Here is a 24,777-nt window from a genome sequence, read left to right as displayed (position 1 = left end):
GAACCCGCGAAGGGGCGCCGGCGTGTCACGCAAGCAGGGCGTTTGAGATCTTGCCGCCTCATGTCCTCCCAACGGGCGAACAGCTGCTTCGCGCGCTCGGCCATGAGCCGCAGCGCCACGGCTTCTGGCGTTCCCAAGATCCGGGACATGCCCAGGCGCACCGCACGCAAGGGTCTCTCGAAGCTCGCATCCCAGCGAGCAGTGACCCCGATGTCTGCTGCAACTTGGTCTCCTGAGGCGTCCTCGAGCGTGTTGACCAGTCTTGATGTCGACCAGGCGCACCAGCACACCCGTGCTCGCGTGCATCGCCTATCAGTTGGGCCGGCGCATAGCAGCCCGTCGGCGTGCTGTTTGCAACGCGGCGAGGAGGGTGTCCGGGTGGCGTTTGAACCACGCGACCGGGACCGCAATCGGAAGTCCCATGGATGATCGACATGGGGCTCTGTGAAGTGGCGCTGTGGGCTCAAGCCAAGCGGCCGCATGCTTGCAATGCCGCTGCCAACTACCTCGTGATCGACGCAACCGGGTCGCAGTTGGCCTTCGCTCGATCGTCCGGACGGTTGATCCGAGGCGATCGTGATATCGATTTTGCGCGCCGTCAAGCGGGCGCCGGCTGCGAAGACAGAACGGGCCCCAAAGCTCCCCAAGTGCACCATTGCACGGGCCTCATGCGCTTCGGCGTACTGTCCCACACGAACATCGACATTGCGCGCGCAGCGTCGCCGCAACTCACGGAATGCATGTCTGCATCCGAGCACCAGGATTCGTCATGAAGCTTTCCCGATGGTTGGATGTCTGCAAGAAATCCGTGGTCGCGTGGTCGGACGACTATGCGCCGAGCATGGGCGCCGCAATCTCGTACTACACGATGTTTTCACTGGCCCCGCTGCTGGTGCTGGTCATTGCCGTTGCCGGGCTCGTCTTCGGCGCCGAGGCGGTGCAGGGCCAGATCGCAAGCCAGCTCTCGGGCATGGTGGGGGAGGAATCCGCCAAGGCCGTGCAAGGAATGGTCAAGAGCGCCGCCATCAGCGGCAATGGCATCCTCGCGACCGCATTGAGCATTGCGGTTCTGATCGTCGGCGCGACAAGCGTGTTCGGCAAATTGCAAAGCGCCCTGGACCGCATCTGGCATGTGCCCGAGTCGCAGAAGCCCAGCGGACTCTGGGGAATCCTGCGGGCTCGCGTGTTCTCGTTCGGTCTGATCCTGGGCTTGGCCTTCCTGCTGATGGTGTCGCTGTCGGTCAGCACGGCCCTCGCAGCGTTCGGCGCGTTCGTGGGAGGCCTGATGCCGGGCCAGGAGATCCTGCTGCAGATCCTGAACATCGCGGTCTCCGTCGGTGTCACCACCGTGCTATTCGCGATGATCTTCAAGTTCATGCCAACGACGAAAGTCGAATGGCGTGACGTCTGGGTCGGGGCGGCGGTGACTGCGGTGCTGTTCGAGATGGGCAAGGCACTGATCGGCTTGTATCTTGGCAAGAGCGGCATGGCAGACGCCTTCGCGGGTGCTCGCTCATTGGTCCTGCTGCTGGCGTGGGTGTACTACGCTGCGCAAATCTTCCTGTTGGGGGCGGAGTTCACCAAGGTGTACGCACAGGAGCACGGATCGACTGCCGACCGTCCGCAACCCGAAGCCGTGCTTGACGCTGAAGCTGTAGAACGCCCCATGTGCTGGCCCCCGACTACTCCGGTTTGGCGCGTTCGGTCGAAATGCAGAAAGAGGTTGACCTGCGCGTGCGAAAGGGCGTCGCGACAATGTTTCCCAAGCTCGCCGTGCTGGCTACTGTGAGCCTGCTGAACATATTTGCTGACAAGCGAATGAAGGCTTTGCAGAAGCATCGTCGCGAGCGTCGCGCGGGCGCAAGGGCCGTTAAGTCATGAAGTGAAGGGTCGTTGGGCAGCCCCCTTCCGGGCAGCGCGCGCGCTGCGAACGCCCGGAAGATTTGCGAGCACTCTGACGGCATGGCCGGGGATACGGGAGCTGAGCAAATTCATCCCGTTCCTTCCGTCCCGACTACTTCGATCTTCAGCCGCAGCGACGGCGTTGCTGCCTGGCACCGCAGTGTCGAACAGCCTGGCGGGATGGCTGAGAACATCGAGGTCGTGGCGAGCCACCTCGGGCGTGGGCTTACCCTGCGGTGTTGTTTGCCGTGGCCGACCGCATCGCGCAATCACGAGGCTTGCCATTTCCTGCGCGGCTCGCTCGGCTCGCTGCTTTATCCAAATCCTGACCGGTCACATTGATCGCGCCAGCGTCGCATTTGGGGCGCATTCAAACCTCCAACAACGAGTCCTCCGAAACGCTCTCACCTGCCGTGCGTAGCCCGCATCATCGCGTGCGCGGCGGATGAAAGGGCCGGGCGCATGCGGGAAGATGTCGCTGGCCACGCGGGCTGGCTGCGGGCTCCGAGTGGCACTCGCGTTCGATTTCCAGCCAGTCCGGCGGCGTGTTGTGCAGCGAGTCTCAGCGTGTCTGCAGCAGGCATGCATCCACCTCGTGGCAACTGGCATTGGCTCATGGGCCTGACTCCAGCAGGGACGGGATTTGGTTTCCTACGTGGTGCAGTTGAACGTCGTCGGTTGCACCGGCGGGCGTCCCGGCTGCGCCGGCCGGGCTGCTCCAGGTTCGCGCCGTCGCGCTCATCCCTTCGGGACGGCCTGCGGCCGCCTTGCGCATCCCTGACGCGGGGGAGGGCACGGACCGAAGACACGCCGAACTCAAGGCATCCGTGGTGTCTGTTGAGGGCGGGGGAGGGCTTGCCTGTGTGCCCTCACGCTACCCCCTCGTTCTCGCGGTCAAGGCCCTGCGCGCGCTTCGCGTGCTCGGCGCGTACCGCGCGCCTGCGGCGACCTTGAGCGCTGCGCTGCGACGGGGTGATCCGGGGCCACGCAGGCAATCCCGCCTGTGTCGTCCACAGGAGTTCGTCATGACCACCTCTTCGACTTCATCCGCTTCTTCCGATCTCAGCGTGCGCCAGCAACGCATCGTCGACGCACTGCGTCCGTTCTTCGGCGCCGAAGCCGATGCGCTCTACGAGGCCAACGGCCGTTCGCTGCAGAAGCTTGCCTACAGCGCGCGTCAGTCGGGACTGCCCAACTTTCATCGTCTCGCGACCGGCCTGGCCCTGGCGCAGGAACTGCTCTGCGAAGAGCTGACCACCCGCTCGGTGTTCGATACGCCTACGGCCGTGGCTGACTTCCTCAAGCTGCACTTCGCAGGCCAGCCCCACGAAAGCTTCGTAGTCCTCTACCTGGACTCGCGCCATTCGCTGATCGCGTTCGAAGAGTTGTTCCGTGGCACGTTGGCCCAGACCAGTGTCTACCCGCGCGAGGTGCTGAAGCGGGCGCTGCATCACGACGCCGCCGCATTGATCATCGCGCACAACCACCCGTCGGGTTCGACCGATCCGTCGCGTGCGGACGAGTTGCTGACGCAGACGCTCAAGGCCGCGCTGGCGATGATCGACGTGCGGGTGCTCGACCATATCGTGGTAGCCGGCGCACGCACGAAGTCCTTCGCGGAGATCGGACTGCTGTAGCAGCGCGGGGGCTTCGGCCCCTTTTTTATTCGCGTTTGATCAGCGCACTGCGTGCGGTGGGTCGGTCAGCGTGGCCGGTACTGGGTACCGGCCACGAATCGTTGCCGTTGCACTTTGAAGTGACCGCCGCTTTGCGGCGGGAAGGACCGAACCGACCCTTGCACGGCGCGCTGCGCGCGTGGCTTGATCACGCCGCGCGCCGCGCGGCAGTCCCTCGGATGGATGGGTGTTTATGCCTCCGCATGGCGGAGGACGGCTGGGTCGCGGCCCTGCGGCCGCGGCGCTGACAGAGGGCGGCACGCAGGGTGGCACGCAGGGTGTCAGCGGGGCGCGACGGCGGATCTGCTTTCGGAGCCACCTCTTCATCGACGCATAGCTCGCACGGGCCGCTGTCCAGGGCCAGGGCTGCGCCACCGTCCTCACCCGGTCCTCGCTTCGCTCAGCTGCGGCTTCCGGGCGGTCCCCGGACATCGGCCCTTGCTGCTCGCTTTCCATGCGTCGAGGCGGCTCCGAAAGCAGATCTTCCACCGACGCGGCACACCCCGCAGAAAGGACCCACCATGCGTGCACTTGAATCCTCCCGTCAGCGCGATGCGGAAGGCCGGGACATCCCGAACAGCCAAACCGCCACGGGCTTTCCCCCCGTACCCCCCGAGGGCTCACCCAAAGCAGGCCCTGTTGAAGCCAGAACGCAGGCCGGTCAGGCCAAGGGCCGCATGGATGTGCGGCAGGCGATCACGGACCGCATCATCGCGATGCTCGAGAAGGGCGGCAATGTGTTCCGGGAACGCTGGACGCAGGCGGCCTCGCGCGGCATGCCGCGCAATGGCAAGACCGGTGCGCCCTACCACGGCGCCAATGTGCTGCTCCTGTGGGACGCCGCCATCGAGCACGGCTACGCGTCCAACGTGTGGCTGACCTACAAGCAGGCGGCCAGCATGGGCGCGCAGGTGCGCAGGGGAGAGCGTGGGGTGCTGTGCGCGCATTTCGAACGCAAAGCGACGGGCCACCAGAACGATGCAGGCAATGACGTCGGTGGCAACGGCGCAGCTCATGGGGAAGGGGAGGGCGGTGCAGGCGATAACGCCTACGGCGGTCATAGCGGTAATAGCGGTAATAGTGTCCACTCCAGTGTGCTGCTGTGCATGCCGTTCTGGCTCTTCAACGTGGCCCAGGTGGATGGCCTGCCTGCGTCGGTGCCGGACCGGTCGGAAGACGCAGAAACGTGGACAGACCGGTCTCCGATCGAGGGGGCCATGCGCTTTATCGGCGGCTGCCGACCCAACATCCAGCACGGCTACACACGCGGGGCCTATTCCCCGGCTGCCGATCGCATCATGCTGCCCGATGTCGACCGCTTCACCAGTCCGGAGGCCTATTGCGCAACCGCCCTGCATGAGCTGGTCCACTGGACGGGACATGAGAAGCGCCTGAACCGAACCTTCGGCGCACGCTTCGGCGATGCGGCCTATGCGTTCGAGGAATTGGTGGCAGAGCTCGGCTGCGCCTTCGTGCTCGGCCATATCGGGCTCGTGGATGCCACCATCGAAGGACACGCCGCCTATCTGGACAGCTGGCTGCAGGTGCTGCGCAATGACCGCACCGCCATCTTCACGGCCGCGCGGCACGCCGGTGAAGCGTACGAATTCATACTGGCGCGAGAGTTGCCATTGCCGGACAGTGACGGCTAATTGCGGCTCTCACCGTCTGTCTTCGGGTTGATTGTGAATTAACGTGCCGAGCATTGCGACTCGGCCAATTCATGTCATCTGAAGAAAGTCATTAGACTTGCGCACCTTTTACTTTCTTCTTCTCATGACCAAGACACACGCTCAATTGCTGCGCGAAATTGCCGTCCTTCAGGCTGCTGCCGACAAGCAGCGGGGCATTGAATCCCAGGGCGCTGTTGCCAGGATCAACGACTTGATCGCGAAATTCGGGCTCACCGCAGCGGATCTCAAGTTCGCCTCCGGCGCGGCTGACAGCGTGCCGAAACAGAGCGCCGTCGCTTTGAAGAGCGCGGTCAAGAAGGCGAGCAAGACCCAACCCGCTGCTGCGAAGGATCCCGCGAAATACAGCGACGGCAAGGGCAACCAGTGGGGAGGCCGCGGCCCGCGGCCGGCCTGGTTGCGCGCGGCGCTGGAAGCCGGACAGACTCTCGAGAGCTTCCTGACCGGTGCGACTATGACGCCCGATGCAACTGCATCGGCAGGCGCCGCTCGGGTGCCAAAGGCTGCTGCAAAGAAGTCGGCCGGCTATGCATCGCGCGTCGCCGCATCCGCAGTGCCGTTGGCCAATGCCGCTGCGTCCCAGACGGTTGCGACCAGGAAGCCAGCGGCGAAGAAGACGGCCGCAAAGAAGGCCGCCTCCCCATCGGACGCCGGCGCAGCGCCGTTGGCTGCAGCCGTCAAGACTGAAGCGGCCGTGCCTGTCAAGAAGACCGCAGCGAAGAAGATCGCCGTGAAGAAGGTTTCCGCGAACAATTCCGCTGCGAGGAAGTCACTTGCCGAGAAGGTCGGGGTAAGCACCCAGGACGCTGGCGCGAAAACCGCCAAGCCGCCGGCCAAGAAGGTCGCAAAGAAAGCAGTGGAGGGGGCTGCGAAGAAGACAGTAAAGACGGCAGCGAAGACGCCAGCGAAGAAAGCCGCATCGAAGAACGCAGGAGCACCGAAGGTTGCCGCTTCGAGGAAGTCATTGCCCGCGCGCAAGAGCGCGACCGGCGCAACGACCGCTGCTGCCCCGGTCGCGCGCGAGACCGCGGAGACCTCGCCTCCTGTGCTTCCCGCAGCCGACGTTGCAGCTGTAGTCTGATCGCCAGCGCCGCAGAGCCGCAGAGCCGAGAGCCGAGAGCCGAGAGCCGAGAGCCGCTGAGGCGCTCGAGGCTTCGCACTGTCGTTTCTACGTGTGCAGTGCGTCTGGCTGGCGCCGAGAGGTCATGGCGCCAACGCAATCAAGCGCGCGCCCTGTTCTGGCGCAAACGCCTGCACGTCGGCGGTCAGACAGCGGCGTCCATCGCGTTGGCCGGCTCGGGCATGGATGCGCTACCCGCTGGAGGTGATGCGGGTCTGCCTGCGCTGGTATGCGGCCTACCCTTTGATTTCTGTCATGTCGAGGAGTGACGGCCGAGCGCAGCGTTCTCGCCGATCACGCGACGGTGCATCGTCGGCCGATCCTTGCGCTGCTGCCGCCGGCCACCGCGCCGACGGTCCGCGGACCCGTCTTGTCACCATTTCAGCACCTGTGCTGCCTTTCGATCGTCGTCCGTCCGGATCGCGTCGTGGGGCCCTCGGCGTCATTGCCTTCGAGACGTCTTGCCAACGGGCTAACGCTCGCCAGGCGGAAAGAAGGCCCGGATATCCGCCAGTACTTCTGCCGGCTGCGCTGCCAGCGCCAGGGCGCGCAGCATCCGTGCGTCGGCATAGGGAACCTGCGCAGGTTCGCCGTCGCCGTGCTGGCACAAGAGATCATCGTCGTCCATGTTGAACAGCACGCGGCACGCCAGCGGGCGCGCGGCGTAGACCGAGCACATCGCGTCGCTCAGGAATGGGCAGGCGACGCCAGCGGGCCACTGCTGCAGCTGCCGGGTTGCAGCGCTCGTGGATTCCGCATCGACCAGGTCTTGCACCCGCACACCCCGCGGCGGCGTCCGCACGCCCCGTCCGCTGGCCCGGGCGATCAACTTCGCTTCGCTCCCAGTGATCGTCACCGGGATATGGCAACAGTGCGCGCAGCCCTTGCGGCAGGCCGACACCGCCTCGAGCGGCTCGCCCCACGCCGTGGCGGCCTTGTGCAGCCACGCAATGCATTGCACGACCGTCGCCGCGCGTTGCGATGCCTGCACCAGGAGCTGCGCCGCCGAGTTCGATGCGATCGCGTCCAGCTTGCGGTCTGCCCGCTGCGTTGCCAGCGGCAAGCGCGCCCGCTGCCGCGACGTGAGACTGGCGTCCGTGCCATCGCCAGGCGCCGAGCCCGGCACAGCGGCTATGTCAGTTCCGGTCGCCATGCCTGCACGATTCTCAGGAATTCATCCTCGTAACCCAACGCATCCGGGTACTGACGCGTGCTCGCGATGTACGCCAGCACCAGCACCATGTCGGCCGCGGTCCCGGGATCCACCGCCCACAGGGCGGTGAGATCAAAGGACCCGCACGCGCCGGCGTTCCACCAGGCGAGCAGGAAGTCGGCGGCCCGCCGGCTCTGGTCTGAGTCCCCCTGTGCCAATGCGATCAAGCGCGCCAAGGCCTGCCGTTGCGACGCCATGCGGTCCGGCTCGGTGTTGCCGGGCGGCGGCGCCGGGGCCGATAAACCCGCCAGCTGCTGGCGCAGCTGCCGCTCGATGTTTTCGCCCGTCAGCAGTCCCGCGCTGCGCGCGAGCAGGGCCAGCTGGTCGGACAGTGTGATCTCGATCGTTGCCATGTCTTATTGTTGCCGAAGGTATTGTTCCGCGGCACGTTGGCCCAGACCAGTGTCTAACCGCGCGAGGTCCTGAAGCGGGCTCTGCATCACGACGCCCCCGCCATCATCATCAGCCACAACCATCCGTCGGGTTCGACCGTCCGTCGCGTGCGGACGAGTCGCTGACGCCGACTCTGAAGGCCGCGCTGGCGATGATCGACGTGCGGGTGCTCGACCACATCGTGGTGGCCGGCGGACGCACGAAGTCTTTCGCGGAGAGCGGGCTGCTGTAGCAGCGCGGGGGCTTCGGCCCCTTTTTCGTTTGCGTTGATCAGCGCATGCGTGCGGTGGGTCGGTCTGCGTTGAGCGACCCGTGCGATCTCGCGGTCGTGCGGAAGCGGATGATCGGGCCGTTGTCCATCACCGCAGATTTCCAACGCGTCGCGACCTGGCATCAAAACAGACAAGTCCGGTCTGGGGTGGTGGGGGTGGCCTTGCTGTTCCCTGCAGCGTGCCACGTCGTGCTCGCCGTCAAGGCCTGCGCGCACTGCGTGCGCTTGCGGCCTGCGGCCGTCTTCGAACCTTGACCGCTTGCGCTGCGACGTGACCTCCGACGGTCCCGGGCAATACCGCCCGCAACCGTTCCAGGAGCTCATCATGATTGCATCCTTCATCTCCGACGCGCAGCGCGAACTGCTGATCGCCAATGGCCGCAGGGCTCAAGTGCAGGAAGACTTCGATCCGCTGCCGGTCGTCAAGCTCTTCACGCCCGATGCCGGCGCCACCTGGCTGCTTACCGAACTGGACGAAGCTGGCGAAATTGCATTTGGGCTGATGGACCTCGGTCTGGGGAGTCCGGAAATCGGCTCCTGCACCCTTGAGGAGCTTGAAGCGGTGCGGGGTCTGATGAACCGGCCCATCCGGCAGGACCTGCATTTCCAGGCGGACAAGCCCTTGAGCGCCTATGCGCACGAGGCTCGGCTGCAAGGGCGCATTCAGGCGTAGCCGGATACAGCCGCCGGTCTGCGCCGGCGGCTTTCAGCCGCGTCCGTCCGAGCCTGTATCGGGCTCCGGGCAGGGAAGCCGCGAAGCGGCCGCGGCGCCGCCGCTTCTTGAAACCCCGCGGATGCGCGCATGTTCGGCTTCACGAAGGCTGTGCGCAGCGCGCGCGAGCGCGTAGTCGGCATACAGCTTGTCGACAGCTTTGCTCCATGCATCGGCCGCTGCCTCCCGTGCGTGCTCTCCCGCCTCACCTCTGTCGCCGTCGCCGTCGCCGTCACCGGCGACAAGCTGTCGCTGCGAGGCTGGCGCCTCGCCGTCCCGATCGCCATCCTGTGGCTGCGGACGTCGACGCGGAAACGGCGGCACGGTCATGCCTGCCTTTTGGAGGATCACTGCTTTCTGTTGCGTGCCCAGCATGCTTCGGTCCTTGCAAGCGCCATTCCAGCTTCGGGTCTGGACGTGGGAATCGGGATGGAATTTGATTGTGATCTGGCGAGGGAGGGAGTGCTGGACTTCGGTGGCATTGGCGGGCGATAGCTGCAGCGGACTTGCGCCTTGATCCCCGATACCTTGGGCGCCCCACCGGCTTCGCCGCTGTCGGGCTGCTCCAGGTTCGCGCCTTCGCGCTCATCCCCTTCGGGGACTGGCTGCGCCAGCCTTGCGCATCCCTGGCGCAGCGGACTGCGTCCGCCCGGACTTCCCTGATCAGACCTGTCCTTCGGCAGGTCGAGGCGCTCGCCGCGCGGCGGTCGGGCCTCGCGTCGGCCTCGGGCGGTTTCTGCCGTTCTCCTGTGCCTTTCGCCTTGTCCGGTGACTCTGCGCCCGCGGTGCCGGGGGACCGGCTGCGCCTGCAAGGGGGTTTTCATAAAGCTTCGCTTTACAAACCTTCCCCCTTGCTCCCCCGTCCCCGCCGTCGCTGTCGTTCACCGGGCGAAAGACTCAGGAGAACGGCGGCCAGTTCCGGGCAGGAGGCCGATGCGAACCCCAACCCTTCATTGAAGGGCTCGAGATCTAGGAGCCCGGCATCTCTTTCAACTTCAACTGCAAAGGAAACCGAAATGACCGCCATTGCCAAGCCGAAGAAGACCGTGACCACAGCGCCGCGCGTGAGCACGTCCGCCAAGAAAGTCGGCCTTGCGGCTGCCGTCGATGCTTCGATGGCGCTGCGCAAGGCGCCGATGGGACGCGACGTGCTGGTGCCATTGGACCAACTCACCCTGAGCGATGCCAACGTGCGCAAGGTCCATCACGAGGACGGCCTGCTCGAACTGGCCGCGCTGATCGAATCCCAGGGGTTGCTCCAACGTCTGAGCATCGTGGCGCTGGGAGACGACCACTTCGGCGTGGTTGCAGGTGGACGGCGACTGCGTGCGATGCAACTGCTCGTGGCCGCTGCTCGCTGGCCTGCCGATCAACCGATCGAATGCAAGCTGTACGCGCAGGGGCAAGCTGTCCAGGTGTCGCTCGCCGAGAACTCTGGCCGCGAAGCCATACATCCAGCGGACCAGATGGAATCCTTCCGACGCCTGATCGAGGATGGCCTTACCGTCGCGCAGGTGGCCGCGCGCTTTGGCGTTTCGCCCCTGACCGTGGAGCGCCGCCTCAAGCTGGCGCGGCTCGCCCCGCGTTTCCTCGACCTTTACCGCGCCAATGAGATCGAAGCCGATCAACTGCAGGCGCTGGCCTTGATCGACGACCCCGCCTCACAAGAGGCCGTCTGGGACGGGCTCAGCCCCTACGACCGCAGCGCATGGCGCATCCGGAACGCGGTGACCGAGGAAGCCTGCAGTGCGGACAGCCGGCTTGCCCGCTTCGTCGGCCTCGACGCCTACGAAGCCGAAGGCGGCAGTGTGCGGCGCGACCTGTTCTCCTCGCCCGAAGATCTTTCTGGCATCTACCTCGACAACCCGACCATGCTGCAGGCACTGGCCATGGACAAGCTGCGCGGCATCGAACTCATCGTCAAGGAGGAGGGGTGGTCGTGGGTGGCATGTTCTCTCGAGTCCGACATGAGTGCATGGCGGCGCTACGGCCGTGAAGACCAGAGCGAGCGCGAGCCGACCCCCGAGGAAGCCGAGACGATCGAGCGGCTCGCCAGCGAGCAGCGCCAACGTGCCGATGACTATGAGCGGCATCAGGACGAAGGCGATCCGGACGCTGACGACTACGAACGCATCGAGCAGCAGCTATGCGAAGCGCTCGACCAGGCTGACGAAGATCTGATGGCCTCGCGGTCTGCATTGCGGCACTGGGCACCCGCACAACTGGCACGGGCCGGTGCGATGGTGCGGCTCGACCACCGCGGCGAGATCGTGATCGAGCGTGGGCTGGTGCGGCCCGATGATCGCAAGTCGACGACCAGAAAACCGGGTGACATCACCCATGCTGATTCGGGCGCGGCAGAACAGGCAGAACGGGCAGAACAGCCTTCGACCCGGCCCGAGTTCAGCGAGAAGCTCATGCGCGACCTGACAGCGCACCGCACGGCGGCACTGCAAGCCGCATTGCTGCAGAACCCGCAGGTGGCGCTCGCGACGCTGGTGCACCGCATGGCAGAGACCGTGTTCAGCCTCTACGGCAGCGGCGACGACATCGTCAAGGTTGCAGTTCGCGTGACCGGCGACGGCACTCTGGCAGGAGAAGCCAGCGAATACGCCGACAGTCCCGCCGCCACGCTGCTCGGCGAAGCGGAAACGATGTGGGGTGATCGGCTCCCCGGCAACCCTGCCGCGCTGTTCCGCTGGCTGCTCGCGCAGCCGCAGGAAACAATGCTCGACCTGCTGGCCTACTGCACCGCCCGCAGTGTCAACGCCATCGCCGCACGCCCCCGCAACACGTCCAATCACAGCGATGCGCTGGCGCAGGCATTGGGCCTCGACATGGCCGACTGGTGGGAGCCCACCGCAGGGGGCTATCTCGGCCACGTCAGCAAGGCCAAGGCACTCGAAGCCGTGAAGGAGGCTACTGGCATGGACCCAACACAGGCGACCGCTGGCATGAAGAAGCCGGACCTGGTCTGCTACTGCGCGAGCAAGCTGGAAGGGACGCGGTGGCTGCCGTTGCCATTGCAAACATTGAACTCGCCAGACGGCCACGAGGCAAACCCATCAGCGTGAACTTCATGCGACTGCCGGCCCCCGGCAGTTCCATTCACTCATTCCATTCAATCTTCAAACAGTTCTCCATGGAGGCTCGACATGAACATCCGAAACAAGCTCATTGTGTCCGGCGCCGCCGTGCTACTCGTCACGGTGGTCATCATCGAGACAATGCCGGCATCCCGCCCGTCGACGACCAGTCCCTCTTCGATCAACTCGTTCGCTACGCGATTCCAGCCCGATCCTGCGGTGCTTGCCGGCATCGGGAGTTCAGGCGACCTGACGCCCGTGCCGCTGAATGGCCCGGGGAGCGTGTCTGCTCCTGCGGTCGACGCACCGACCGCTGCAGGGGGCCGCCATGCGCGCGACCGTCAACGGCGATAGTCAGTCGCTCCGAAAAGGCTCCGCGCCACCGCTGTCGCGCTTCGAGTGGCAATGCCTATGCCAGCGCATGCACGAGTGCGAGGCGTTGCTGCAACTGGCAGTGCTCGGTGTCGCTCAGGCAGTCGAACGACATCGCCCGGACAGCGACCTGGCAGACATCGCCCGCTGCCTGGACGAGGCCGAGCGAGTTGTGGAGATCGCGCGGCGGATTGCCTCGAGCGGGCACGATTGAGGATCGCGTCGTCTTTAACGGACCAGCCGGAGGTTGAGGGCACTTGGTGGGTAGGTGACTTGGAGGGCTGAAACCCTCGATATGTTCGGCATGACGCCACGCCTACCTCGGTGATTCGGGAAGCGCTTGCATGCGCCGGCTGCAAAGACGTGTTCGGCATGACGACACCTGGTTGGTAGGCAGGTCGGAGGGTTGAAGGTCTGAAACCTCGAAATGTTCGGCATGACGGCGGGGAGTCCTTGTTTGGGATTGAGGGCAGGATAGACTGGCGTCAGACATTGTTTACGCCCTTGGTGTTCAGATGCCCAGTGCCACTCGATCCGCAGTCATGTCCATGCGCGTTTCGTCGGAAACGAAGACGAGATTCGCCGCCCTCGCGGCCCAGCAGGGCCTCACCGAATCGGCATTGCTCGGGTTGCTCGTCGACAAGGTGCTTGCTGTAAACGCGACGCCGGGAGCGTCGTTGCCGACCGATCGAAAGGCCGATCAAGGTTGCGCCGGTGACCGCCTCACGCTTCGTTTGCGCCCTGGCGATCGCGCGCTTGCGGACGCCAAGGCTTCTGCGCGCCGCATGAAGACCTCAAGCTATTTGGCGATGCTGATCCGAGCACATGTACGCAGCCCTGCGGTCATGCCGCCTGCCGAACTCGAAGAGCTCAGATGCATGGCCGGGCTTCTGGCTGCACTAGGTCGCCAGCTTCGCACGGGCTCTTCGGCGGTTTCACGAGACTTACTCATCGACGTCGGCAATACAGTCGAGAGCGTGCGTGAAAACGTCTCCGGCTTGGTGCGCATGAACCTGATCGGATGGGAGGCTGGCAATGCCTAAGCGCATCGTCTCATTGCCGCGCACTGCGGGCATGGAACTCGACATCGTGAGCTATGGTCGCCGAGGGCCAGGCGGCACGTTGCGGTTGAATCCGGAACAGGTCGAGCAAGTCAAACGCACCACCAGTCGCGTCCCGGAAGTGATGGTCAAGGTGTCTGGCGGCGCGCGCGACTGCGGCGGTGCGAGGGCGCACCTGAAATACATCGGTCGTCACGGCAAGGTTGAAATCGAGACCGACGACGGGCTGACGCTGCAAGGCCGCGACGTTGCGGATGGCCTGCTGGTCGACTGGCAGCTTGATCTTTGTCCAAGCCAGTACAAGCCCAAGCCGCGGGAAGGACAGAAGGACACGCGGGCAAAGCTGGTGCACAACATCGTGTTGTCGATGCCTTCGGGCACGCCGCCCGAAAAGGTGCTGCGTGCAGCCCGCGACTTCGCCCGCGAAAACTTTGCTTTGCAATATCGGTACGCAATGGCCCTGCACACCGATCAGGCGCATCCGCATGTGCATCTGGTCGTGAAATGCCAACATGAAACTGAGCCCGGCAAGCGGCTCTACATTCGCAAGGAGACGCTGCGTCAGTGGCGTGAGCAGTTCGCGGCGTTGATGCGCGAACAAGGAGTCGCTGCGAATGCTACGCCGCGCCAGATTCGCGGGCAGATGAAGACTCCCAGCAAGGATCCGATTCATCATCGCCTTCGCGCAGTGCGGGCGTTCCAGAGTCTTCCGAGCAACGAGCGTGCAGGACGGCGACCTCCCGCGCCATCTACTTTCTTTCGTCGCAAGGTTGAAAGCGTCGGGGAAGATCTTCGGTCACGCCAGGCGCTTCCCGATCCGGGCAGGGCGACTCTGTCGGCAACCCGTGGTCAGGTCGAAGCTGATTGGAAGGCAACGATCGAGGCACTTCGACTGCAGGGTGACGAGGCCTTGGCAAAGCAGGTGGAGCGATTTGTAGTCGCAATGCCACCCGTGCGTACGGACCGCGAGCAGATGGCGAGCAGGCTGCTTGAAGCGTTGAAAGCGCGCCGAGGCGCGCGTGACTCTGATGGTAGGGATCAGTCGAAGGATCGAAGCCGCTAGGCCTGATGCAAAAACGACCCAAGCAAGTGCGGGCACGGCTTAGGTGCGATAGAGGTTGAATCATCCACCGGCGTTGCTCTCGTCTCGGCAATCGCGCGGCGAGGGCGCGACTCACTGCAGCCGTTGGCTGTACTCAGTCGAGCGTCTCTTGCGTCTCGAGCGGCACCAACCCACAGCGGTAAGTATCGACCGCTGGCTGGCTCGTTTGCAGAGATAGCCAACCGTCACAGTCTTGCATCGGACCGGGGTTCTGTCGTACCTTGAGCGGCCAATCCATACGCCGTCGCAGGACGTCTATGCGTGCTGTAGAGTGGCCAACATGAAGCACCTCAAGCAATTGGTTCTCGTGGGCGTCGTCGCAGCCTTCGGACTGGCCGTCTTGGCGCCTACGAGCGCCTTCGCCGCTGCCAAGAAGTGTCACTGGGACAAGAAGACCGGCCGCATGGTCTGCCAGCGCCCAGCGCGTTGACCCCTGGAGACCCCGTCAGTCTGCTGAAAATTCCGAGGCCACCACCGCTCGCATCGAAGAACGCTGCGGCCGAACTTCAGCTTGCTACGATCGCCGTCATTCGGAGGCGAAATTCGAGAGGCAGCACCCAGTCTTCAGCGCCAGTTCGCGGCGGCCACACGAATACCAGCTCATGGTCGGGTACGTAAGTAGCCCCAGCTTCGATCTACGACGCTTTTGCAGCAAAGTCTTGAAGCTTAGCGGGGGCGAGGCAACGGCCGGACTGGTCGGGCGATACAGGAATGACCTGCTCAGCGAATCGGCGGTTCGCGCTCTTTCTCTCGCGCCGCAATGCGTGCCATGTCGCCGCGCTCGATGCGCTGCGCGATGTTTTCGCGAGCACTGGCCAGGAAGCGGGCGCTCTCTGTTTCTTCGTACTTCTCAGCTTCGACGACTGCTGCGCCAAGTGCATTGACCGCGCGCTTGTGATGCGGAAACTCCCGCTCGAATTCGAAGCGGTCCATGACTCGGAAGGCGGCGCCCTCATGAGCCCATTGCAACATCTGCGCGGCGGCCGGCGTTGCCTCGCAGCGCGCAGCAGCGTCGTTACGCCATATGAGCGCCTGGCTGGCGACGTCGCGAGGCACGTCCGGGCTGTGCGCGAGGCGCTGCACCAGCGTCTCCCATCGCATGGCGAACTTCGCGAGGTCCTTGGGCAATCGGGGCTTGTCACGCACGGTATCCAGGGCGGCTTGGGCGCGCGGCTCCCGCTTCCACTTGCCTTCGACCAGGCGGTTCTCGTAGAACTGCAGCGCGTTCCGGTCGATGATCCGCAAGCCGTCCACAGCGCGCCGCTCTTCCAGCAGGCCGATGGCCGAGCGAACGTTGGCTAACGCCAAATCGTGCTCCTGCTTCGAGACGAAGCGTGAAGCGAGCCCCCGATCGCGCCAGAGGTCGTACTGCGCCATTGCCGACAGCGAGCTCTCGTCCCCGTTGGTTGCCACAAACACGGCCTGAACGACGTACGCATCCTTGCGCAACGTGGTGGCCACCCTGTAGATCGAGCGGGGATCGCGTATCTCATCCTCGACCAGAAGGTGCATGCGGCCCTGCTGCGCGTCCTGGACGATGCGATTCGACCAGTAGGCGACCTCCGGCTCCAAGCCTGGGGCGCTGAGCAATCCAGCCCCCGCGCCCGGCCGCCAGGCGGGGTGATAGGCGCGCAGTCGATCGTCGCTCAGCTGCACCACGGCGCCGATCGTCTTCGCCAGTTCGAGGCGAAGGGTAGCCGCCGCGAAAGGGATGCCGGCTCCTGGTTGTCCCGCGACAATCATCGCGGCCGGGGTCCTTGACGGCGCGGCGCCAGCGAGCAGATCCGGGCGAATTCGACCCTCGTATATCCGGTCGCGCTGCTCCTGGCTCAGGCGTGCCGAGATCATGTCTGTGCCTCCGGTGCTGGCCCTTCGTTTGAGTCGGGTGAGAATCGATCCAGGATCTTTGCGACGGCAGCGGTATTCTTTGGATCGAAGGAGGCCAGCAGCTCACACGCTTCATCACGCTCGTTGCGGACTGTCTCAAGCCGCTTCAGATCCGGTTTCCTGGAGGCCAAGCCTTCGTCGAGCCACGCCGTGCGGTCGGCGATGGCTTGGTGGAGAACGGCCAGTGCAGCCTCTGCGTCAAGGGCGGCCAGAGCATCGGCCCAGTAGCGCGGTTCGTAGGCCAGCGCCGATCGACTTTCGGGGGGTCTGTCGCGCGCAGGCTGTTCCTGGTCAATGGAAAAGTCACCAATGCGCACCGCCTTGGTCAGCATCATGCGCATGATGTCTGGCAACTCCAGGCCCCGCTCTGCGGCCATGCGGTGCGCGCGCTCGGCAATTTCGCGGTCGAGGCGGAAGCGGATGATCGGGCTGTTGTCCATGGCGACGCGAGTTATAGCAGCACTGCACCGCCCGCCAGACCTGGCCGGCCTCTGAAAGTTGCGTGGAATGCGGCTCGCCCCGTTAGGGACCCGTGACGGGCTGCGTCGCTTATGAAATGAGCTTCAAGGCCAACCAGATCGCAGCGAGGTGAACGGGATAGAAGCCATAGAAAAGCCAGCGACGACGTTCGAGTGGAAGATCGATTCGCGTTGCCGCCAGGAGGAGGAGAAGCGCTGCCATCGCGGCGAAGTTCCGGTTGATGAGCCAAAGCGACGCCAGTGACATGGCCCACAGCGCGAGGCGCACCCCGGTGGGCTTCCGGCAGTACGCCCAAGCACCAAGGCACGTCAACACTCCGAACCACCAGAATTCCACCACCGCACCCACCAGCATGAAGGTCAGCACCGCCAGGACGGTTTGGACCCGACCGCCGCACTCAAGCAGCCAAGTGATCCCAGTGGAGAGAAGCAGCATGAAGAGGATGTTCAGGGGCCACCACCCGACCAGCGCGACGAACATCGGTGTGGAGAGGGCGCCGAACACCAGCAATCGTCCCATGACCCGCACATGCACGCCCGCGGCCAAGGCTCCGGGCCGCGCGAGGTTGTACATGAGGACAAAGCCGAAGACGGGCATGACCATGCGGCCGAGGTCGAAGAGCACGGCGCTCGCTTCTCCAAGAAGGTACTTGTTGACGTGGTCCAGCGTCATCAGGACCAAGCCCAGCCACTTCAGGGCTTCCAGGGTCCCCGTGGCAACCCGTAGCGGGGCGGGGCGGCCGCCTATTGCGGCACGCGGGACATCGCCGTGCAGCGCCTTCGTCATGTCAATAGGACGGCGCGAGTTCAGAACCTTCGTTCCAGAGGCGGCGCCATTCTGCGTCGTACTGGGCCGAGGTAGCTGGGGCGTTGCGAACCACGATCACGTTCTCTGCATTGCGCTGCGCCGCCGAGGAGGTGTAGTTGAAGCTGCCCGTCTGCACTGTGACGCCGTCGATCACCATGAACTTGTTGTGCTGGATCGCGTAGCGTCCGTTGGTGCGCACCGGCACTCTCTCATTTGCGAGGAAACGCACGGCTGAATATCCCTTGCCAGCCTCCGTGGCGTCGGCGAGGACGAACACCTTCACGCCGCGCTTCGACGCTTCAAGCAACTCGGTGGCGACGGGCTTGCTGGTGAAGGTGTATGCCGCGACGAAGATGGTCGACCGTGCGCCTCGAATCGTGTCGAGCACGAGCGCCAAGGCCCTACCCGGCGTGAAGGCGGTCGAGACCACAACAGGTTGCGCGGGAACGAGTTGCGCCAACGCAGGTGGCGTTGCAGCAAATGCGCAGCACGCCATCACCACCGTCGACAGGAAACGGCTTGTGATTTTGGAAGAGGATTGCTGAGTCGACATGGAGGCGACGTTCAGGTCATTCGTTGATCTCACCCACGAGAATGCTGCCGCTCTTCCCGAGACGGACCACCGCGATTGCGATGGTGAACCGGGTTTTGATGGGCCCGCTGCTCAGGAAGTTTGATCTGCTGGCCTTGAGCAATCGCATTGGCCAAGCCTGTGCGAATTGCCTGGACGACGCGCGCCTGTTCGGCGGGATCCGGCGTCAGGCGTTGCGCGAATTGCTCGGCCAGTTTCACACCAACGACCGCGCCCGTCAGGTCTGGAAACTGCGACACGACGTCAACCGGTGAAACCTCACCGGTTCGAAGAAGATTGGCCTTGCGCTCCAGGGTTTCCAGGTAGTGGGCTTTCTCAACGCTCCAAGTCGTACGCTGCGCGACGAGTTTCTTGTCGCCAATCAGTTCGCCTTCGGCATTGCGAGCCGGCACCCGAACGGTGACAGCCCGCGCGCCGCGCTGAGCGATGACGACCTCATCTCCGACCTGTGCGTCAGAGCGCGACTCCGCGATGGCGCGTTCCAGGTCAGTCCCCCAAAGAGTACGTTCCCCGACTTCTGTCTCAACGCGCACGTAGTACGACAGCCGCTGTTCGGGATCGAACTGATAGGGTGCGGCGGCGTGCGCCAGGAGCACTCCGACGGTCGGTGGACGCATACCCGTGCGTGAACCGGCGGGTTCAGGATCATTGGGTGAAGGGCCACTCAGTTCGGGTGCATCGTTGCGCGTAGTTATGGCATCCCGCTTGCCCCGCTTGCCCTGCTTGCCACGCTTGTCCTGCTTGCCACGCTTGTCCTGCCTATCCCGCGCAGGCTCGTGCGAAGGCGGCTTCGAATCACGATCCAAAGTGCGCTGCAGTTGATGCATCTCCAGCGGGTCTGGTTCGTAGCCCTGAACGCCGATGCCCCGCATGGTGGCTTCGTGCCAGACCTTCTGACGGAATTCTTTGGTCCCGGTCACCCGAATGGTTTGCCAGCCCCGCGCCTCCATGATGGCCACGACGCTGTGCACCACTTCGAGGTTGTGCGTGCGTACCTTCAGGCGGTCACCGTGATCAACGAACGCGAGAGTGCGGTCAGCAAAGAAGTACCGATCACCGATGCGCAGAAAGCGCTGTGCGACTGCGTCCGGGACGATCCTATTCGACGGCTTTGAAGGTACGGGCGGGTGTTCGCCGACCGAGCCAGCATCATCGGCGTCGTCGTTCTGGTCTTGAGGGTTAGCCATGGTGTTTGCCTCACGATCTCAGTCGAGCAGTTGCGACACGAACCTGTCGGCCGCGGCCTGGACTTCCGCATCGGTCCATCCCCCCTTGGGGATCACGACGTCGTCGAAGTCAAGGGAAAAGTCATCGAGGTTGAGCTCGTCAAGGCGAGCTGGATCGACTTGCATTTCGGGTACCTCCTTGGTTTCCTTGGAAGTGGCATGGGCGGTGGACGAAGAGGATTGGGGTCGCTTGGCGCGGGAGTCGTTCCTGGACGCCGGGGCGGCCGTCGGCGGCCGCGAGTTGGACGGCTTCGCGATCTCAAGTTTGGGAACCTCCGGTGGCGGCAGCTCGCGCCGGGCGAAGTACTTGTCGCGGAAGTAAAAGACGCGGTGTGCTAAGACGGGGCGCAGGCCTTCGTAGAACAAGATCAACCAGTCGGCGCCCAGCTCCTTGACCTCCGGCGGCAGCAGGAGGCGGCGAGGCTGCTCGCTGATGCTCACGCTCGGCGACTTGCCCGCGCCGCCCCACATGGGGCGACTGACGCTTTTCTGCTTGACCGTGTAGGTTCCGAGCTCACGCGAAACGGCCTCGGCGTCCTCGAACTCCTTCGGCGGAAAGACTATTCGCGCTGCCAGCATCTTGCGGATCGACTTGGCTCCCTCGACGCCGTACTTCTCGATGAGCTGGGAGTTCGACTGGACGATGATCACGGTGCGGACGTTGTAGCCCGGCAGGAAGGCGGTGGATTCCGCGATCACGGGGATGCGTCCAAGGGCCGGAAACTCGTCGAGCATGAGCAGCAACTGGTGTCTGAGTTCCGGGTTGTTCTCGGGCAGTTCGCGCGTCTGCAAGCCGATCGCCTGCTGGAAGAACAGATTCAACAGTGGCTGAAGCCGCGCGATGTTGTCGGGGTTGATCTGCACGTAGATGGAGATCGGACGCTTGCGCAACTCGCGCAGGTCGAAATCGTTGGCCGAGGTGGCCGCGTCGATCATCGGGTTCAGCCAGAGGTCGAGTCGGCTGGTGAAGGTCTTGCGGATGCTCGACGCGGTGGTGGGAGCGAGGTCGATCACGTCATAGAGGCTTTGCACGGTTTCCTGCGAGAGCGGGTAGCCGGCGCGCTCGCAGGCGTCGATGACACGCTTCCAGTGTTTCTGGAAGCCTTCGTCATCACTGGCCATGCCTTGACGCAGCACCTCACCCAGCGTGCGGGTCGCACCTTCGGTCTCGAAGAGATACAGGGCGATGCCCAGGAACAGCGAACGCGCCGACGAGGTCCAGAATGGATCGCCGGCATGGGGATCCGGAAACAGCATGGTGCCGATGCGCTGGAGATCGTCGATGCAACGGTAGGGAATCTCGGAGACATAGCCCAGCGGGTTCCAGCGCGCGGAGCGTTCTCGTTCCGACAGCGGGTCGAACAGGTGGACTTCCTGGCCATGCGCCTTGCGGAAGCCCGCGGTGCGGATGAAATTCTCGCCCTTGATGTCGCTGACGATCGTGGAGCCTGGCCAGTTCAGCAGGTTCGGAATGACGACGCCGACGCCTTTGCCACTGCGGGGCGGGGCTTCGAGTTCCACGCCCTGCTGACCCGGGAGCACGAGGTACCGGTTGCCGAGGCGGCCCAGGATGATCCCTGCCTCGCCGAGGAGGCCGGCCTGTTCGATCTCCCGCCGGCGCGCGAAGCGTGCTTCCCCGTGCAACGGCCGACGCCGTGGCAAGAGCGCGAATCCGATGACACCGAGCGCAAGTCCTTCGCCTCCGGCCAGCGCCATCAGCAAGGCGCGCCGGATGTCCGGGCGCTCGCCGTAGTCCTGCCAGTACCGATAAGTTGTGAGCGGAGTGGCGTCGTGCGGCGGCAACTTCACGGCCATCAGGAAGAAGTAGCCCGCGAGGTACAGGCCTACCACCGCCGCCAGCAGCAGCGCTGCTCCCACCTTAAGCGGGCTACGGGAGCCCTCTGAGCTTGGTACCAGGGTCATACCAGATCTCCCGCACCATGCGGCGCTGACGGTCCCGCGCGCACTGCACCACCACGTCCACGCTGAGCTGCGCCAGTTCGACGCCTTCGCGTGTGCTCATGCCCTGGCCAGCCTCGCTGCGCTTCATCAACTGCGCGAGCGCCACGAAGGCCATCTCCGCGCTGTCTGCATGGATGCTCGTGATCGAGCCCGGGTGGCCGGTGTTCACTGAGACGAGGTAGTCATAGACCTCATCGCCCGTGCGAAGCTCGGACACAAAGACGCGGTCCGGGCGCTGGCGCTTCGCGCTTGCGAGCAGCTGTCCCGGCGTCACCGATGCCTGACCCTGGGCACCTTGCGAATAAAAGAGTCGCACATGGTTCGGCTGGTTGCGCAGCGACAGTTCCTTCACGTCCTCGATCGTCACCAGCCGGTCTTCGGCGGGCACTTCGAGGATCAGCGCCTTGCTGATCGTGGTCTTGCCTGAGCCGGTGGCGCCTGAGAGCAGGATGTTCTTGCGCAACTGAACGGCCCGGCGCAGGAACTGCACGAACCTGCGCGTTGCTAGCAGGCCCATCAGTTCCCGGTCAGCGGGGGCAAGAGCGCCTTCGCTGTTTACTTGACAGCGTGCCGCGGGCGCGCCACGCGTGGCGTCGAAGATGTTGAAGGCCTCGAGTTCTTCCAGTGTCCACAGCACGTTCGACGGCCGCCGGATCGTGATCGAGACGGTCCTGTCCTCGGTGGCGGGAGGCAGCACGATCTGGATGCGCTCGCCGCCCGGCAGCGTTGCGGACAACAAGGGCTCGCTGGCCGAGATGCGCTGGCGCGTGAAATTGGCGACGAGCTTGGCGATCGACATGCACCACTCAAAGCTCGCGAAGGGGAGAACCTCGTGCTTCCAGCCTGACTGTCGCTCCACGAAAGCCGAGCCAGGCTGATTGATGCAGATCTCGGTGACTTCCGTGTCGTTGAGCAAGGAGGCCAGTGGACCAAGGAACAGCGAAAGCGACGACGGCCCGTCCGTCAGCGTCATGCCGTGCTGGGCGACGCCGCTGTTGCCGCCTTCGAACCGAGTCGTCGCGTGCGGCGCAACGTCACGGATTGGCTGGATCGTTTCGGAGTGCATAGACTGTCCTGAAGTCCACGTCGCGTGCCACGAGGATCTGGATGCGTTCCCCTTGGTTCTTGATGACGGTCGGCGGTATGTTGACGGTGCTGCGAAGCACTTCGGTCACGACGTCACGCCCGCTTTGCGGGCCGAGCACCACGCCACCCCCACTGCCGACGTTGGTGCCGCTTTGCTGGCTGGCGGCGATAGCCTGCATCGTCCCGTCGATCACCGAGATCAGGATGGCCGCGCCAAACCGCTCCCAGAAGTGCCTGTCGACGAAGCCGGGGAGGCCGTTCCGGCCAAGCTCGTCTGTGCCCGGGGAGGCAAGCTGCACGACAACGCCCGTGGGCGTGCGCGCCTCGTTCCAGACCACGAAAACGCGGCCCTGTCCCTGCCGCGGTTCGCCGCGCTGCTCACCGACGTACTTCGTGCCCCGTTCGAGCAGCACCACCTTGCCATCCGCGCCGTAGATGTCGCTTGCCCCTATGCAGGTGGTCATGCCTTCATAGGTGGAATCGATGGCCGTCTCCAGCGTGCAATCGATGAATGCGCCCTTGGGCAGCAACATGCGTCGGGTCGGCAGCATCTGGGCGGTCACTGCCGGCGTCGGCGTGGGCCTCAGGTTGGCTGCCAGGGTTCCGCCCGCGACAGGCGCAGCCGTGCCCGGCATCTGGAGGGTGCCGAGGAGCTGCGCCATGTTGGGCAGGGCGCCGGGCTGTGCGCCCATGTACCCACCGTAGGGGCCATATGGGCCAGGGGGCCCAGCCGGGCCCGGTGTCTGCGCTGTCTGTGCACGTCGTAAGACCGGGATCCCGAGTTGTCGCTCGAGCGCGAGTTGCTCCGGGGTTTTCTGTGGCGGACCTGCGTTGGTGTTTGTGGCTGGCACCGTCGGGGGCGTGGGGAGGGCTGCCGGCGCAGCGACGGGAACTGAGCCCTGCGCGGGCCTTGGGGGATCGACGCGGCCCAAGGGGGGAACCTTCATCTCACCGCCCGCGCGCGCTGCGGCGGCTTTCTTTGCGGTCTCCTCGACCTCATGGGCCCTGGAGTACTGCGTGTTGTAGTACCAGAACAGAAATCCGACGCCAAGGAGGACAAACGTGCCGAGCGCGAGCGAGCCACTGATGCGAGACTGGATCGAACGCTCGCGGTTGACCGACGGGATCGCCCGTTCGCCCTGTACCGTGGCTGCCCCGGCGTTCGGGATGGACGCATCGTTCCGGCCCTGCGGATCCTCCCGTGGCGAAAGGATCTCTCCAGTCTCCTGGTCGACGTCGTACGAATCGCTGCCACCATCGACTGATGATGGCTCGCCGGGAGGGGCATGGCGAAACCGATCCTGCCGAGTCATGGGTTCTCTCCTGAATTCGTGCGCTGGACTCCCGGTACGTTGGTGTTTGCCTTCGTGCGAGCTCCACCGCCCGCGAACGACTGGTTCAAGACGCAACCGACCAGCTTGCCCCGGCGCAAGACGAAGCGTCGGGCCACACGATGGATCACGACCTCGTCGTCCTCGATATTGAAGTTCAACAATGACTCCGTGCCGTCGTCGTTCTGGACGAACATGGCCGGAAATTCGGATCGCGCCTGGAAGCGCAGCCGCGTTTGCACGCCGTCGTCAACGGCGCTCATGGGCTTCAGGCTGTCGCTGCCGCAAAACCAGTAGTCGGTGTTGAGCGGCCTCCCCGTGGCCGACTGCCGGATGCGTGCCTCCGTCCGTTGTCGTTCCCGCTCGGCAGCGGCAAATCGCGCGTCGTCTTCGGGATAGGTGAAGCGGATCGAATAGACCATGCGTCGGGCGGCAGCCCCCGTGGGCGCGTTGGCGGAGACGACGTAGTCGAAGTGATAGGCCCTGCGGTTCGTCAGCACGGTAAGGTTGGTCGACGCGTGCGCTTCCTTCGGCTTGATGAAGAAGTGGTTGCGCTCCGCACCCACATCGAATGCCCCGTTGTCGCCAGAGCCGAGATTGACGAACTCTTCGCCTTCCGCCCACTGCAGGTGGATCTGGTAGCCGACATAGCCCTGCAGCGTGACCACATCGTCCGGGTTGTAGGCGACGACGCGGATGCGCGCATCGACCCGTCCCATCGGCGGCATGGTCGCAGCAAAGGCAGTGCCCTCTGGCGCGAGGACCGGGGCGAAGACGAGGATCAAGGCGCCTGCGAGCAGGACTGCG

Annotated in this window: 24 protein-coding genes and 2 pseudogenes; 13 read left to right on the top strand and 13 right to left on the bottom strand. The window is 64.5% G+C overall.

The window, feature by feature from the left end; genetic code table 11:
* Positions 1-425 precede the first annotated feature (425 nt).
* From HB681_RS20990 to HB681_RS38210, 6 genes and pseudogenes are all read left to right on the top strand, one after another.
* On the top strand, positions 426-773 hold the full coding sequence (locus HB681_RS20990; protein ID WP_213956796.1) for a hypothetical protein: 348 nt from the start codon (positions 426-428) through the stop codon (positions 771-773).
* The gene (locus HB681_RS20985; protein ID WP_213956795.1) at positions 770-1,789 is read left to right on the top strand and encodes a YihY/virulence factor BrkB family protein; all 1,020 of its coding nucleotides are present in this window, start codon (positions 770-772) and stop codon (positions 1,787-1,789) included. The genes HB681_RS20990 and HB681_RS20985 overlap by 4 nt, the downstream gene beginning before the upstream one ends.
* Positions 1,790-2,927: 1,138 nt before the next feature.
* Positions 2,928-3,539 carry a DNA repair protein RadC gene (gene radC / locus HB681_RS20980; RefSeq protein WP_213956794.1) on the top strand — a complete coding sequence of 204 codons (612 nt, stop codon included), beginning with the start codon at positions 2,928-2,930 and terminating at the stop codon, positions 3,537-3,539.
* Positions 3,540-4,099: 560 nt separating this feature from the next.
* Positions 4,100-5,230 (top strand): zincin-like metallopeptidase domain-containing protein, encoded by a 1,131-nt coding sequence (locus HB681_RS20975; RefSeq protein ID WP_256354510.1) that lies wholly within the window; start codon positions 4,100-4,102, stop codon positions 5,228-5,230.
* Positions 5,231-5,327: 97 nt separating this feature from the next.
* Positions 5,328-6,350 carry an H-NS histone family protein gene (locus HB681_RS20970; RefSeq protein WP_213956793.1) on the top strand — a complete coding sequence of 341 codons (1,023 nt, stop codon included), beginning with the start codon at positions 5,328-5,330 and terminating at the stop codon, positions 6,348-6,350.
* A gap of 225 nt (positions 6,351-6,575) precedes the next feature.
* Positions 6,576-6,702: pseudogene (locus tag HB681_RS38210) on the top strand (IS6 family transposase); the annotation flags it as partial.
* Between the two features lie 159 nt (positions 6,703-6,861).
* Here HB681_RS38210 and HB681_RS20965 read toward each other — a convergent pair.
* Positions 6,862-7,542 (bottom strand): YkgJ family cysteine cluster protein, encoded by a 681-nt coding sequence (locus tag HB681_RS20965; RefSeq protein ID WP_213956792.1) that lies wholly within the window; start codon positions 7,540-7,542, stop codon positions 6,862-6,864.
* The gene (locus HB681_RS38205) at positions 7,521-7,955 is read right to left on the bottom strand and encodes a hypothetical protein (protein ID WP_256354509.1); all 435 of its coding nucleotides are present in this window, start codon (positions 7,953-7,955) and stop codon (positions 7,521-7,523) included. The genes HB681_RS20965 and HB681_RS38205 overlap by 22 nt, the downstream gene beginning before the upstream one ends.
* Here HB681_RS38205 and HB681_RS20955 point away from each other — a divergent pair.
* A pseudogene (locus tag HB681_RS20955) lies at positions 7,941-8,227 on the top strand (JAB domain-containing protein); the annotation flags it as partial. The gene HB681_RS38205 and the pseudogene HB681_RS20955 sit on opposite strands and share 15 nt — an antisense overlap.
* A gap of 364 nt (positions 8,228-8,591) precedes the next feature.
* Positions 8,592-8,939 (top strand): DUF2958 domain-containing protein, encoded by a 348-nt coding sequence (locus tag HB681_RS20950; RefSeq protein ID WP_213956791.1) that lies wholly within the window; start codon positions 8,592-8,594, stop codon positions 8,937-8,939.
* A 33-nt stretch (positions 8,940-8,972) separates the two neighbouring features.
* Here the strand turns inward: HB681_RS20950 and HB681_RS20945 are convergent, their stop codons facing one another.
* Entirely contained in the window at positions 8,973-9,353 is a 381-nt protein-coding gene (locus HB681_RS20945; protein WP_213956790.1) for a hypothetical protein, read from the bottom strand.
* Positions 9,354-9,484: 131 nt separating this feature from the next.
* Between HB681_RS20945 and HB681_RS20940 the strand changes: the two genes are divergently transcribed.
* Positions 9,485-12,052, top strand: coding sequence for a ParB/RepB/Spo0J family partition protein (locus tag HB681_RS20940; RefSeq protein ID WP_213956789.1), 2,568 nt, complete (start codon positions 9,485-9,487; stop codon positions 12,050-12,052).
* 47 nt (positions 12,053-12,099) lie between these two features.
* On the opposite strand, the gene HB681_RS20935 is transcribed toward HB681_RS20940, so the two are convergent.
* The gene (locus HB681_RS20935; protein ID WP_213956788.1) at positions 12,100-12,297 is read right to left on the bottom strand and encodes a hypothetical protein; all 198 of its coding nucleotides are present in this window, start codon (positions 12,295-12,297) and stop codon (positions 12,100-12,102) included.
* A 95-nt stretch (positions 12,298-12,392) separates the two neighbouring features.
* On the opposite strand from HB681_RS20935, the gene HB681_RS20930 reads away from it, so the two are divergent.
* The 4 genes from HB681_RS20930 (at position 12,393) to HB681_RS20915 (ending at position 15,029) form a co-directional block, all read left to right on the top strand.
* Positions 12,393-12,650 carry a hypothetical protein gene (locus HB681_RS20930; RefSeq protein ID WP_213956787.1) on the top strand — a complete coding sequence of 86 codons (258 nt, stop codon included), beginning with the start codon at positions 12,393-12,395 and terminating at the stop codon, positions 12,648-12,650.
* 328 nt (positions 12,651-12,978) lie between these two features.
* Positions 12,979-13,479, top strand: a complete 501-nt coding sequence (locus HB681_RS38200; protein WP_256354508.1) for a hypothetical protein — start codon at positions 12,979-12,981, stop codon at positions 13,477-13,479.
* Positions 13,472-14,560: a relaxase/mobilization nuclease domain-containing protein gene (locus HB681_RS20920; protein WP_256354507.1), complete on the top strand. Its 1,089-nt coding sequence runs from the start codon at positions 13,472-13,474 to the stop codon at positions 14,558-14,560. The genes HB681_RS38200 and HB681_RS20920 overlap by 8 nt, the downstream gene beginning before the upstream one ends.
* Positions 14,561-14,879: 319 nt before the next feature.
* Positions 14,880-15,029: a hypothetical protein gene (locus HB681_RS20915; protein WP_213956786.1), complete on the top strand. Its 150-nt coding sequence runs from the start codon at positions 14,880-14,882 to the stop codon at positions 15,027-15,029.
* A gap of 290 nt (positions 15,030-15,319) precedes the next feature.
* Here the strand turns inward: HB681_RS20915 and HB681_RS20910 are convergent, their stop codons facing one another.
* From HB681_RS20910 to HB681_RS20870, 9 genes are all read right to left on the bottom strand, one after another.
* Entirely contained in the window at positions 15,320-16,447 is a 1,128-nt protein-coding gene (locus tag HB681_RS20910; protein WP_213956785.1) for a zeta toxin family protein, read from the bottom strand.
* A complete protein-coding gene (locus HB681_RS20905; RefSeq protein ID WP_213956784.1) occupies positions 16,444-16,926 on the bottom strand; it encodes a hypothetical protein in 483 nt (160 codons plus the stop codon). The genes HB681_RS20910 and HB681_RS20905 overlap by 4 nt, the downstream gene beginning before the upstream one ends.
* Positions 16,927-17,035: 109 nt before the next feature.
* Complete coding sequence (locus HB681_RS20900) at positions 17,036-17,752, bottom strand: TraX family protein (protein WP_213956783.1); 717 nt, start codon at positions 17,750-17,752, stop codon at positions 17,036-17,038.
* A 1-nt stretch (position 17,753) separates the two neighbouring features.
* Complete coding sequence (locus tag HB681_RS20895; protein ID WP_256354506.1) at positions 17,754-18,326, bottom strand: phospholipase D family protein; 573 nt, start codon at positions 18,324-18,326, stop codon at positions 17,754-17,756.
* Between the two features lie 29 nt (positions 18,327-18,355).
* The gene (locus HB681_RS20890) at positions 18,356-19,552 is read right to left on the bottom strand and encodes an LPD7 domain-containing protein (RefSeq protein ID WP_213956782.1); all 1,197 of its coding nucleotides are present in this window, start codon (positions 19,550-19,552) and stop codon (positions 18,356-18,358) included.
* Positions 19,553-19,570: 18 nt separating this feature from the next.
* Positions 19,571-21,514, bottom strand: coding sequence for a type IV secretory system conjugative DNA transfer family protein (locus HB681_RS20885; RefSeq protein ID WP_213956781.1), 1,944 nt, complete (start codon positions 21,512-21,514; stop codon positions 19,571-19,573).
* Positions 21,480-22,619: a P-type DNA transfer ATPase VirB11 gene (gene virB11 / locus HB681_RS20880; protein WP_256354505.1), complete on the bottom strand. Its 1,140-nt coding sequence runs from the start codon at positions 22,617-22,619 to the stop codon at positions 21,480-21,482. Before virB11 ends, HB681_RS20885 begins: the two co-directional genes overlap by 35 nt.
* Positions 22,588-23,952, bottom strand: a complete 1,365-nt coding sequence (gene virB10 / locus HB681_RS20875) for a type IV secretion system protein VirB10 (RefSeq protein ID WP_213956780.1) — start codon at positions 23,950-23,952, stop codon at positions 22,588-22,590. The genes virB11 and virB10 overlap by 32 nt, the downstream gene beginning before the upstream one ends.
* Positions 23,949-24,755 carry a TrbG/VirB9 family P-type conjugative transfer protein gene (locus HB681_RS20870; RefSeq protein ID WP_256354504.1) on the bottom strand — a complete coding sequence of 269 codons (807 nt, stop codon included), beginning with the start codon at positions 24,753-24,755 and terminating at the stop codon, positions 23,949-23,951. Before HB681_RS20870 ends, virB10 begins: the two co-directional genes overlap by 4 nt.
* Between the last annotated feature and the right edge of the window lie 22 nt (positions 24,756-24,777).

It is taken from the genome of Variovorax sp. dw_954 (assembly GCF_018449755.1).
Classification (GTDB): domain Bacteria; phylum Pseudomonadota; class Gammaproteobacteria; order Burkholderiales; family Burkholderiaceae_C; genus Variovorax.
The sequence above is the reverse complement of the archived record's forward strand: the minus strand, read 5'-3'. Positions and strand labels throughout refer to the sequence as shown.